An 11,829-nucleotide genomic window follows, 5' to 3' on the forward strand; every position below is an offset into this window, starting at 1 on the left:
GACGCCGGACATCGCCGCTGTCCGAGACCCGTGGCGCGCCAACTCGAAACGCCCACCTCGGCTGAGCGACGGTTCTGATCAGCTGTGCGCCAATGGGTTCGCCCACGAGCACTCGGAGACGTAAAGTACCGCCGGGCGGGTGTTCAGCAGCCAGCACCTCGCCGCTCGTCAGCGACCCGCCGTGTGCGGTGTCGCGCGGGTCGGCGTGCCCAGTCGGACCTCATCCGGTCCGAATCGGGACGAAGCGAGGATGGCAATGACGGATACCGCGGCACCGGCCCGCGCCCCGAAGCAGGCTGCTACGGCCACCGAACAAGTCGAGCTGCGCCAACTACTGGCCGGATTGACGGCGGTGCGCGACGGCGATTTCGGCACCCAGTTGCCCACCGACGCCGACGGGCTGCTCGGCGAGATCGCGATGGTGTTCAACGGCATGGTGGACCAGCTCTCGCTGTTCACCTCCGAGGTCACCCGCGTCGCGCGCGAGGTCGGCACGGACGGGCGGCTCGGTGGACAGGCCGAAGTGCCTGGCGTGTCCGGCACCTGGAAGGACCTCACCGACTCGGTGAACGCCATGGCGGGCAACCTGACCAGCCAGGTGCGCGACATCGCCCAGGTCGCCACCGCCGTGGCGCAGGGCGACCTGTCGCAGAAGATCGACGTGGACGCGCGCGGGGAGATCCTCGAGCTGAAGAACACGGTCAACACGATGGTCGACCAGCTGTCCTCCTTCGCCGACGAAGTCACCCGCGTGGCAAGGGAAGTGGGCTCGGAGGGCCAGTTGGGCGGCCAGGCCGAGGTCCCCGGCGTCGGCGGCGTGTGGCGCGACCTCACCGACTCGGTGAACTTCATGGCGGGCAATCTGACCGACCAGGTCCGCAACATCGCGCAAGTGACCACCGCGGTGGCGCGCGGCGACCTGAGTCAGAAGATCACGGTGACCGCCCGCGGGGAGATCCTCGAGCTGAAGAACACCATCAACACGATGGTCGACCAGCTGTCGTCCTTCGCCGACGAGGTCACCCGCGTCTCCCGCGAGGTGGGCACCGAAGGCATCCTCGGCGGTCAGGCCGACGTCAAAGGCGTCTCCGGAACCTGGCGTGACCTCACCGACTCGGTGAACTTCATGGCGGGCAACCTGACCGCGCAGGTGCGTTCGATCGCTCAGGTCGCCACCGCGGTCGCGGGCGGCGACCTCACTCAGAAGATCCGGGTCGACGCGCGCGGGGAGATCCTCGAACTCAAGAACACCATCAACACGATGGTCGACCAGCTGTCGTCCTTCGCCGACGAGGTCACCCGCGTCTCCCGCGAGGTGGGCACCGAGGGACGGTTGGGTGGGCAGGCCGACGTCAAGGGCGTCTCCGGAACCTGGAAGGACCTCACCGAGTCGGTCAACGTCATGGCCGACAACCTCACCGCGCAGGTGCGTTCGATCGCTCAGGTCACCACCGCCGTCGCGGGCGGCGACCTGACCCAGAAGATCCGGGTCGACGCGCGTGGGGAGATCCTCGAGCTCAAGGAGACCATCAACACGATGGTCGATCAGCTCTCCTCGTTCGCCGACGAGGTCACCCGCGTCGCCCGCGAGGTCGGCACCGAGGGCAACCTCGGCGGCCAGGCGACGGTGCGCGGCGCGTCGGGCACCTGGAAGGACCTGACCGACAACGTCAACGTCATGGCCTCCAACCTGACCAACCAGGTGCGCTCGATCGCGCAGGTCGCCACGGCGGTGGCGCGCGGCGACCTGAGCCAGAAGATCACCGTGGAGGCCAAGGGCGAGGTCGCGGCGCTCGCCGGCGTGATCAACACGATGGTCGACACGCTGTCGGCGTTCGCCGACGAGGTCACCCGCGTCGCCCGCGAGGTCGGCACCGAGGGCATGCTCGGCGGTCAGGCTCGCGTGCCGAACGTGGCGGGCACGTGGAAGGACCTGACCGACAACGTCAACTCCATGGCGAACAACCTGACCAACCAGGTCCGCAACATCGCCCAGGTGACCACCGCGGTCGCCCAAGGCGATCTGACCCGCAAGATCGACGTGGACGCGCGCGGGGAGATCCTCGAGCTGAAGACCACGATCAACACGATGGTCGACCAGCTCTCGGCGTTCGCCGCCGAGGTCACCCGCGTCGCCCGCGAGGTCGGGTCGCAGGGCCGGTTGGGTGGACAGGCCGAGGTCGAGGGCGTCTCGGGCACCTGGAAGCGGCTGACCGAGAACGTCAACGAGCTCGCGGGCAACCTGACCCGCCAGGTGCGCGCCATCGCGGAGGTCACCAGCGCCGTCGCGGAGGGCGATCTGACCCGATCCATCACCGTCGAGGCGTCCGGCGAGGTCGCGGAGCTCAAGGACAACATCAACTCGATGGTGGAGTCGCTGCGTGAGACCACCAAGGCCAACCAGGACCAGGACTGGCTCAAGACCAACCTGGCTCGCATCTCCAGCCTCATGCAAGGCCAGCGCGATCTGCACGTGGTGGCCGAGTTGATCATGGACGAGCTCGCGCCGCTGGTCTCGGCGCAGTTCGGCGCGTTCTACCTGGCCGACGACACCGCCGAGCGGCCGGAGCTGCGATTGATCAGCTCCTACGGAAGCCCGGAGGAGCCGGGCGGGGAGACACGGTTCACCTTCGGTCAGTCGCTGGTCGGTCAGGCCGCGCGCAGCCGCCGCACGATCGCGGTCGACGACGTGCCAGGGGACTACGTCACCATCTCCTCCGGGCTGGGGCGGACGGCGCCGGTCAACCTGCTCGTCCTGCCGATCGGGGTGGAGGACCAAGTGCTCGGCGTCATCGAGCTGGCCTCACTGCACCGCTTCACCCGCATCCACCGGGACTTCCTCGACCAGCTGATGGAGACGGTCGGCGTCAACGTCAACACCATCATCGCCAACGCCCGCACCGACGAATTGCTCGTCGAATCCCAGCGCCTGACCACCGAACTGCAAGCCCGTTCGGAAGAGCTGCAGGTCCGTCAGGAAGAACTCCAGTCGTCCAACGCCGAGATGGAGGAGAAGGCGGCGCTGCTGGCCAGGCAGAACCGCGACATCGAGGCAAAGAACCTCGAGATCGAGCAGGCCAGGCAGGAGCTCGAGACCCACGCCCAGCAGCTCGCGCTCGCGTCGAAGTACAAGTCGGAGTTTCTGGCCAATATGAGCCACGAGCTGCGCACGCCGCTGAACAGCCTGCTGATCCTCGCTCAGCTGCTTGCCCAGAACCCGACCCGCAACCTCACGCCCAAGCAGGTCGAGTACGCGGGCATCATTCACTCGGCGGGTTCGGATCTGCTGCAGCTGATCAACGACATCCTCGATCTGTCCAAGGTCGAGGCGGGCAAGATGGACATCACGCCCGAGCGCGTGCCGCTGCGCAAACTGCTGGACTACGTCGAGGCCACCTTCCGGCCGATGACGACGCAGAAGAGTCTCGGGTTCCGCATCACCACCGCGCCCGGCCTGCCCCTCGATTTGGTCACCGACGATTCGCGGTTGCGGCAGGTGCTCGGCAATCTGTTGTCCAACGCGGTGAAGTTCACCGAGACCGGATCGGTCGAGTTGCGCATCGAGCCGTCGGAGGCGCGGGAACTGCCCGCCGCCGTGCGCAGGCACGGCCCGGCCCTCGCGTTCCGGGTGATCGACACCGGCATCGGCATCGCCGCGCACCAACTGGAGTCGATCTTCGGCGCGTTCCAGCAAGCCGACGGGACGACCAGCCGCAAGTACGGCGGCACCGGGCTCGGCCTGTCGATCAGCCGGGAGATCGCCTACCTGCTCGGCGGCGCGATCACCGCGGACAGCGCGCTCGACCAGGGCAGCACGTTCACCCTGTACCTCCCGGTCGCCCGCCCGGACTTCCAGGAGGCGCCCTACCACGACCGCGAGGACACGCGGCAAGACGACAGCCGCTCCGACTACACGCCGAGCGCCGCGACGCCGCAGCAGCAGCGCAGGCTGCTGGTCGTGGAGGAACGCCCGGAGGGCCTGCTGTCGCTGGTCGCGCAGACCGCGGTGGCCGACCTCGCCGCGGGCAACGATCCGCGCGGTCCCGTCCAGATCGTCAGCGCCAACGGCGTGGAGGAAGCGGCGGCGGCGATGGCCGCCGAGGCCTTCCACTGCGTGGTGCTGGAATTGGACATGCCCGACGGCGCCGCGCTGCTGTTCCTGGAGACGATGGACGGAGACGCCGCGCTGAGCAGCGTCCCGGTGCTCGCCCACAACCGCAGGCTCGACGCCGAGCAGGAACGCCTGCTGCACGAACGCATCTCGCGCCAACCGCTGGAGCTGCTGTCCAGCCTCGACGAACTGCGTGAGCGAATCGCGTTGCACGTCAGCGCGGAAGCGCCCGGCGACGTGCTGGCCCTCGTGCGCCGCGAGGAGACACCGGCCGCCGCGCCGCGGCAGCCGGTCGGCGAACTCGCCGGACGCACCGTGCTCATCGTCGACGACGACGCCCGTAACCTGTTCGCGCTCAGCAGCATTCTCGAACTGCACGGCATCGGCGTGCTGCACGCCGAGAACGGGCGCGAGGGCATCGACAAGCTGCTCGCCCACCCCGAGACGGATCTGATCCTGATGGACGTGATGATGCCGGAGATGGACGGCTACACCGCGACCGCGGCGATCCGCGAGATGCCGCAGTACGCGAACCTGCCGATCATCGCGGTGACGGCCAAGGCCATGCTCGGCGATCGGGACAAGAGCCTCGCGTCGGGCGCCAACGACTACGTCACCAAGCCCGTCGACGCGGACGCCTTGCTCGCCCGCATTCAGCACTGGCTGCGTGCCTGATGACCGAATCGGACATCAGCGACTCCGTGATCCAGGACGGTCGTCCGGCCGAGCAGCCCACCGTCACCCGCCTCGCTGCCACCGTGGAGCGGCTGCGCAAGGAGGTCCAGCGGGCCCACGCCACCGCCGACGGTCGGGCGCTGATCGAGATGGCCAAAGGCGTTCTGATCGAACGGCTTCGGTGCGGGCCCGCGCAGGCGGCGCGCCAGCTGGACACCCTGTCCGAACAGGCGGGCGTCACGACACTGGAACTGGCCGCCGACCTGGTCAACCAGGCGGCGCAGGACAAAGTCAGCGCGGCGGTGGGCCAGTTCCTGCTGAGCACCGCCACCCCGAGCGAGCCGACGGCGGCCGTGCGACTGCGCACCGCCGAGAGCGGGTTGCTCGCGGCGGGCGACACCCAGCGCGTGGCGGAGTCGGTGCTCGAGCACGCCGTCGCGCCGCTGGGCGCCACGGCCGTGGCGATCTGGGCTGCCGGGACCGACGCGTCGCTGACGCTGGTGGCTTTCGCCGGGATCGGCCCGCACGAGGCCCAGCGGTGGCGCTATGTGCCGCCCGGTCTGGCCACCCCGGCGCGGCAGGCGCTGGTGAACCGCGCCGCGCAGTGGATCGAGAACCTGAGCGAGGCCGGTCTGCCGTCGATCGGCCACCGCGGCGGCGGGCGGGCGGCGATCCCGGTGGGTGCGGGCGGCAAACTGCTCGGCGTGCTCGAGGTGTGCTGGCCGCAGCCGCTCGAGCCACAGCCGCCCCAGGTGCACCGGCAGCTGGAAGCGCTCGCCGAGTTGTGCGCGCACACTTTGGAATCGGACCTGGCCGCGGTGCACGCGTCGGACCGGCCCGACGTCGCGGATCTGGTGCGGCTGTCCGACGGCCTGTTCGACCCCGCGCTGGTGCTGCTGCCCCACCTCGACGACGACGGCGCGCTCGCCGATTTCCGCGTCCACCACGTCAACACCTGCTTCGTCGACCCGGCCGGTCGCGCCCGCGGCCTGATCAGGGGCACGTTGCTGCTCGAGTCGTACCCGATGGCCGCGAGCGAGGGACGGCTGTTCGAACGGATCGAGCACGTCTTCGCGACCGGCGAGACCTACCGAGCCGAGCGGGTGACGCTGACCGAACTGGTCGACCAGGTACCGCTGACGGTCTCGGCGGCGCTGAGTATCAGCAGGCACGGCGACGCCGTGCTGATGGTCTGGCGGGTGGAGGACGAGGCGGCGCGGCTGGCGGCGCTGTTGCAGCACGCCCAGCGTCTCGGCCGGGTCGGCGGGTTCGAGGAGAACGCGGCCACCGGCGAAATCACCTGGAGCGACCAGCTTTTCGCCCTGCACGGGCTGGCGCCGACGGCGGATCCCATCCCGCTGGCGCAGCTGCCAGGTCACGTCGACGAGGCCGACACCGAAGCGGTGCGACGGTTTCTGCGGACCCTGCTGCGCTATCGCCGTCCGGCTTCCACGGCGTTCCGCCTGATCCGGCCGGACGGTGTGATCCGGCACATCAGGATCATCGCCGAACCGGTGGCCGATGCGGCCGGGCACCTGCTCGCCATTCGCGGCGCCTACCAGGACATCTCGTCGCAACACTGGACCGAGATCGCGCTGTCGGCCACGCGCGATCGGCTCACGCACACCGAGGAGCACGCCGCCGAGCAGAGCCGCCTCGCACGGCAACTCCAGCAGGCGATCATGCCCGACGCGCAGCCGTCCACCGAGGCCTTCGGTCTGCGGATCGCGGTGCGCTACCAGCCGACCGAGCAAGACCACCTGGTCGGCGGCGATTGGTACGACGCGATCGTGTTGCCGTCCAAGAAGATTCTGGTCTCGGTCGGCGACATCACCGGCCACGGCATCGCGGCGGCCACCGGCATGGTGGTGCTGCGCAACGCTCTGCGCGGTCTCGCCGCCACGGGCGCCGGGCCGGGCCAGATGCTGACGTGGCTGAATCTGGTCGCTCACCACCTGACCGACAACATCTTCGCCACCGCCGTCTGCGGCCTCTACGACCCGCAGACACAGGTGCTGCGCTGGGCCCGCGCGGGACACCTCCCGCCGGTGCTCATCCGCGCGGGCCACGCCTCGACCCTGCCCACCATCAAGGGCATGATCCTCGGCGCGGTGGCGGAGGCGGTCTACGAGGAAGCCGAACTCCAGCTGGAACCGGACGACACCCTCCTGCTCTACACCGACGGTCTCATCGAGCGCCGCGACCGGTACTTGGACGACTGCGTGGAACGACTGCTCGCGATCTCGGCGGAGTTCACCGGAACCCTGGACGATCGTCTGGACCACCTGCTCGACGGCAGCGACGCCAACACCGACGACGACACCTGCGTGGTCGGTATCCACGTGAGCCATGGCGCCGGGCGCGACAGCGCCTGATCGTCCTGGGGTATGGGAATGTCTGCCGCCTGACCCACCCGGATACACTGTGCCGCTGGAAGGGTCGTCCTTCCGCTGGTCCTGGCTGCGACGGCCAGCAGGCGGCCGACGGTGTCGAAGGAGTCCGAAGGTGGATGCCCCACTCGCGGTGGGTGACTCCGATGGAGCGCTGTCCGGAACGACGGAGCTGGAAGTGAGCGCGCTACCGGATCGCCCCGGACTACGCGCTTCCGGCGAGATCACCGCGGTCACTTGCTCGTCCTGGGAAGACGCCTTGGCCGAGCTGGCCCGTTGCCACACGGATGTCTCCTATATCGAGCTGTCGGATGTGGCCTACATCGATGTATCCGGGGCGACGGTGCTCGCGGTGACCGCGATGCGCTTGCCCGCCGGGCGGGTGGTGGTGGAATCCCCACCGCCGTCGCTGCCGCGGGTACTGGAGATGTTCTGGCCGAACCTGAACCGAATCGAGGTGACGCCGCGATGAGCGCAGTGGCCGCAAGCGAGGCGTTCGAACATCCTGCCCTGTTCTACCGCACAGAACAGGAGTACACCCAGCAGACGGTGTCGTTCCTGCGGGAGGGCATGGCGGCGGGCGAGCCGATGGCAGTCGCGGTACCCGGCCCCAACCTGGAACTGATCAGGAACGGCTTGGGCGCGGACGCCGAGGGCATCTTGTTCCTGGACATGACCGAGGCCGGTCGCAATCCGGGGCGGATCATTCCCAAGGTGCTCAGGGGCTTCGCCGACGCGCACCCCGAAGGACGGGTGCGCATCATCGGCGAGCCGATCTGGGCCGGACGCAGCGCGGTGGAGTACCCCGCGTGCGCGCAGCACGAGGCGTTGATCAACGCGGCCTTCGAAGGCCGGGCGGTGACGATCCTGTGCCCTTACGACGAGGTCCGGCTGGACGCGGGTGTGCTGGCCGACGCCCGTATCACCCACCCCACCCTCATCAGCGACGGTCGCGAGGCGGCCAGCGATGTCTACGACTGGCAGGCGATCGTGGCCCGCTACAACCAGTCGCTGCCGACCGCGCCGGATGCCGCCGTCTTTCCCTTCGGCGTGGACGAGCTTCGGGCTGTCCGGCACTTCGCCGTCGAGCAGGCCGGGAGGCTGGGCTTGCGGGGCGAGCGGTTGCAGGATGCCGAGCTCGCGGTCGGCGAGCTGACGACCAACAGCGTGGTGCACGGCGGCGGCAGCGGGACCTGTGCGATCTGGGCCGAGCAAGGGCAGCTGGTGTGCGAGGTTCGTGATGGCGGGCGGCTGACCGATCCGCTGGCCGGTCGCAGGCCACCGCAGCCTGGACAGGTCGGCGGCCGGGGGCTGATTCTGGTCCACTACATGGCGGATCTGGTGCGCGTGCACACCGGTGGCGACGGCACGACGATTCGGTTCTATCTCGGTCTCTGACCCCGCGCCTTCCGATCTCATGCGCTGTGTTCGATCGAAATGCGTGACAACGCCGCGGTTCTGGGTACTGCCGCATCCGGCCGGGGGCTGCGGTGCACAGCGACGTGAACGAGCTCGGGACGGCTTGTCGATCGACGAAGGGGAACGCTGATGTCGCTGCTGCCGCTGTTGATGATCGTGGTCGGGCTACCGTTCGCGGCGGTCACCGCCGCGTACTCCGCCATCTTGCTCGCCTGCTGGTGGGAGCTGCGCAGCGCGCCGCATCCGGCGGCGGCGGTTCAGCCGAGTCGATAGGGACACCCTGCATCGCAGTCGTGTGCGGTCGTCAGGAGTCCGGTCCGGCGGGTATCTGCACGGCTATTTCGCCACCCAGTTCGTAGCCGCCACCGAGCTCCAGTCCGTCACCGCTCCAGAACCGTCCGGGGTCGTACCAGTTGGGGCTTCGGTGTTGCGACAGCAGTCCCATCGATTGGTAGGTCGCGGCCACGATCTCCGCGCAGTACGCGCTTTCCAGCTCCTTGGCGGCCGCTCGGTTCGATCGGCGTCGGGGGAGCCGCACTCGGCCGCGTAGCCAGCGTCCGGCGAGACCGGCGGTGGAAGGGAAGGGGGTTCCGTCGAGTCGGGCGATGGTGCGCAGCAAGCTGTCTTCCATCTCTTTGGTCGCCGGAAGGTTCAATTGGCGCAACCAGGCTTGCTGACCGTAGCGGTGCGCCCACACCAGTACCGCGTCGCGCAGGTTGTGCAACTGGACGCCGCGGTGCGCGACGCCGGTCCACATGTCGGGCAGTGATCGGCCCAGCTCGGCGTGCCAGATCAGCGCGGGCAGATCGTCGAGCACGACCGACATGCCGACATGGTTGACCGGGCTGTTCGTCGTCATGCGAATCGCACGGTCGGCTGCCGAATGGCCACGAAACAGCCAGATGTCACCGGTCCTGGTGATCTCGAGCGCTCGATCGAGACTGATGCTCGTCCCCGTCATGGACGTAGCCTATGCGGTATGCGGTGGTGGAAGGCAGTGGGTTTGGCGGGTGCGGCAGGTGTGGTCGCGACCGGTGTGGTGATCGTGCGCGCCGAGCGCCGTCGCCGTGCCTACACTCCGGACCAGGTCCGCGAACGACTGCACATGCGACTCGCGCAGGCGACCGCGGTCGAAACGGCTGCCGAAACCGCCGCGCCAGCACCTCGGGACGCCGTCGGCATCCGCGGGCGCATCCGCCGCTTGTTTCAGTCGAAATCCTGACGGGCGACCACGTCCTCGCCGAGGAACCCACCCGATTGGCGCCGCCACAGCTGCGCGTAGGTTCCTTGCGCGCAGAGCAACTCCTGGTGTGTCCCCTCCTCGACGACTCGCCCGTTGTCGAGCACCACCAGCCGGTCCATCCCGGCCACAGTGCTCAGCCGGTGCGCGACGACCAGTGCCGTCCGTCCTTCCATCAACTCCCAGAGCGTCTGCTGCACAAGCGATTCGCTTTCCGAGTCGAGTGCGCTGGTGGCCTCGTCCAGGAGCAGGATGGGCGCGTCCCGCAGGATGGCCCTAGCCAGCGCGACTCGTTGACGCTGGCCGCCGGACAGTTTCACGCCGCGCTCGCCGATGAGCGTTGCCATACCCTGCGGCAGCGCGTCCGCGAACTCGGTGACGTGCGCGGCCTTCGCGGCCCGCGTGATCTCCTCTTCCGTGGCGTCCGGGCGCGCGAACCGGATGTTCTCGCTCAGGGTCCGGTGAAACATGGCCGGATCCTGTGGCACGTAGGCGATCAGGCTGCGCAGATCCGCCTGCCGTAGCCGGGCGATGTCCTGCCCGCCGATGCGTATCGTTCCGGATTGAATGTCCATCAATCGCAGCAGCAATTGGGTGATGGTGGTCTTGCCACCCCCGGACCGTCCCACCAGGCCTACCTTGGCGCCGCTCGGCACGTGCAGATCCAGTCCGTGAAACAGCTGCCGCGCGCCACCGTGCGTGAAGTCCACACCCTCGAACCGCACGTCGAAGCCCTTGGGCCGCAGTGGTTCCGGATTTTCGATATCGAGTACCTTCGGTTCGTCGAGCAGCAGCTCGGTGAACTGCGCCGCCTCGGTGAGCACGGTCTCCAACCGTCGGTAGATCTGGTTGAACCGGAACATGATCCCGGTGGCGTTGAAGTAGTAGGTGAATGCCACAACAATGGCCTCCACCCCCGCGTTGCCGCGGCTGAGTCCCAACGCGATCAGCAGGCCGATCACATTGGTGAGTACCACCAGCGGCGCCACCAGCGTATCTATCCGCAGGTTCGCGTAATCCCAGGAGCGCACCGTTTTTCGCCGCGACGAGGCCACCCGCCGTCGATGCTCGGCCGCCTCCTGCGGTTCGGCGGCGAAGGCGCGCACCACCTGCATATTGGCCAGGCTGTCGGCCACATGCCCGGAAACCCGCGCGATGGCGGCCTCGCGGTCGTCGACGAGCTTCTGGCGGCGCTGGACCAACGGGATGATGACCAGCACGGTCACCACGATCATTCCCACCAGCACGGCGACCAGCACGGGGTTGTAGCGCCACAACACGATCGAGGCGAACACCAGCGGCACCAGTGCCGCCAGGACCTCGAAAGCGAGGGTGTCCACGAACTGTTCGAACCGAGCCGCGAAGCTGAGCGAGCGCTTCGTCAGCGAACCGGCGAAGTTGTTGTGGAAGAACGCCGCGTCCTTGGCGAGCAGCTCGTCCATGGCGACCACGTGCAGGTGCTCGATACCGTAGGCGTCGACTCGGTTGAGGCAGTGAATTCCGATGCGCCACAGCAGTTCCGCGAGCAGCAGGGTGCCACCGAAGGCGAGGATGTACGGAGCAAGGGCCCCGAAACTCGTATCGCCGGTCGCCGCGACCCGGCCGACAACCATGGCGACGATCAGCGGTGCGACGTACAGGTTGCAGATATTGCCGAGTGCCGGCCCCAGCAACGCCGGAATCGTTATGCCCTTACGAGAGGCCATTTCCCGGCCGTAGAAACGCAGAACCAGCTCGACCGCCGTCGCGCGTGAACTCATGCTCCCCCTCTGGTCTCGTATCGACGAGCGCTGCAGGTGAGTAATGATCCCGTGTCCAGGCGGGTTGTAGCCAGTGGATATCCGCCGAAGGCGAGCCTCCGACATCGCCGCCGACGGCGTCGAGGTGTTGCGCCGACTCACGCCGCGGTGACCGGCGTAGCCGATGCCGGTCGGAACAAGTGGGTTCTCGTCGGGTGTGGCCAACCGGCGATATTCTGGGAAGACGTCATCGAG

Annotated in this window: 8 protein-coding genes; 6 read left to right on the forward strand and 2 right to left on the reverse strand. The window is 68.3% G+C overall.

The window, feature by feature from the left end; translation table 11 throughout:
• Nucleotides 1-256 precede the first annotated feature (256 nt).
• The 5 genes from AB0H49_RS07325 (at nucleotide 257) to AB0H49_RS07345 (ending at nucleotide 8,868) form a co-directional block, all read left to right on the forward strand.
• A complete protein-coding gene (locus AB0H49_RS07325; protein WP_357248335.1) occupies nucleotides 257-4,786 on the forward strand; it encodes a HAMP domain-containing protein in 4,530 nt (1,509 codons plus the stop codon).
• Nucleotides 4,786-7,161, forward strand: coding sequence for a SpoIIE family protein phosphatase (locus AB0H49_RS07330; protein ID WP_357248338.1), 2,376 nt, complete (start codon nucleotides 4,786-4,788; stop codon nucleotides 7,159-7,161). The genes AB0H49_RS07325 and AB0H49_RS07330 overlap by 1 nt, the downstream gene beginning before the upstream one ends.
• 130 nt (nucleotides 7,162-7,291) lie before the next feature.
• Nucleotides 7,292-7,648: an STAS domain-containing protein gene (locus tag AB0H49_RS07335; protein ID WP_357248341.1), complete on the forward strand. Its 357-nt coding sequence runs from the start codon at nucleotides 7,292-7,294 to the stop codon at nucleotides 7,646-7,648.
• Entirely contained in the window at nucleotides 7,645-8,574 is a 930-nt protein-coding gene (locus tag AB0H49_RS07340) for a sensor histidine kinase (protein WP_354999804.1), read from the forward strand. The genes AB0H49_RS07335 and AB0H49_RS07340 overlap by 4 nt, the downstream gene beginning before the upstream one ends.
• 150 nt (nucleotides 8,575-8,724) lie before the next feature.
• Complete coding sequence (locus AB0H49_RS07345; RefSeq protein WP_354999805.1) at nucleotides 8,725-8,868, forward strand: hypothetical protein; 144 nt, start codon at nucleotides 8,725-8,727, stop codon at nucleotides 8,866-8,868.
• Nucleotides 8,869-8,899: 31 nt separating this feature from the next.
• Here the strand turns inward: AB0H49_RS07345 and AB0H49_RS07350 are convergent, their stop codons facing one another.
• Nucleotides 8,900-9,556 (reverse strand): hypothetical protein, encoded by a 657-nt coding sequence (locus AB0H49_RS07350; RefSeq protein WP_357248345.1) that lies wholly within the window; start codon nucleotides 9,554-9,556, stop codon nucleotides 8,900-8,902.
• A gap of 18 nt (nucleotides 9,557-9,574) precedes the next feature.
• Between AB0H49_RS07350 and AB0H49_RS07355 the strand changes: the two genes are divergently transcribed.
• Nucleotides 9,575-9,817, forward strand: a complete 243-nt coding sequence (locus tag AB0H49_RS07355) for a hypothetical protein (protein WP_354999807.1) — start codon at nucleotides 9,575-9,577, stop codon at nucleotides 9,815-9,817.
• Here AB0H49_RS07355 and AB0H49_RS07360 read toward each other — a convergent pair.
• Nucleotides 9,802-11,595, reverse strand: coding sequence for an ABC transporter ATP-binding protein (locus AB0H49_RS07360; protein WP_357248348.1), 1,794 nt, complete (start codon nucleotides 11,593-11,595; stop codon nucleotides 9,802-9,804). The genes AB0H49_RS07355 and AB0H49_RS07360 overlap by 16 nt on opposite strands.
• Between the last annotated feature and the right edge of the window lie 234 nt (nucleotides 11,596-11,829).

This window comes from Nocardia sp. NPDC050713 (assembly GCF_040654315.1).
Classification (GTDB): Bacteria; Actinomycetota; Actinomycetes; order Mycobacteriales; family Mycobacteriaceae; genus Nocardia.

Bases quoted from the DNA above. Each gene is read 5' to 3' on its own strand.
- AB0H49_RS07325 (WP_357248335.1), top strand. From the start codon at position 257: ATGACGGATACCGCGGCACCGGCCCGCGCCCCGAAGCAGGCTGCTACG.
- AB0H49_RS07330 (WP_357248338.1), top strand. From the start codon at position 4,786: ATGACCGAATCGGACATCAGCGACTCCGTGATCCAGGACGGTCGTCCG.
- AB0H49_RS07340 (WP_354999804.1), top strand. From the start codon at position 7,645: ATGAGCGCAGTGGCCGCAAGCGAGGCGTTCGAACATCCTGCCCTGTTC.
- AB0H49_RS07345 (WP_354999805.1), top strand. From the start codon at position 8,725: ATGTCGCTGCTGCCGCTGTTGATGATCGTGGTCGGGCTACCGTTCGCG.
- AB0H49_RS07350 (WP_357248345.1), bottom strand. From the start codon at position 9,556: ATGACGGGGACGAGCATCAGTCTCGATCGAGCGCTCGAGATCACCAGG.
- AB0H49_RS07355 (WP_354999807.1), top strand. From the start codon at position 9,575: ATGCGGTGGTGGAAGGCAGTGGGTTTGGCGGGTGCGGCAGGTGTGGTC.
- AB0H49_RS07360 (WP_357248348.1), bottom strand. From the start codon at position 11,595: ATGAGTTCACGCGCGACGGCGGTCGAGCTGGTTCTGCGTTTCTACGGC.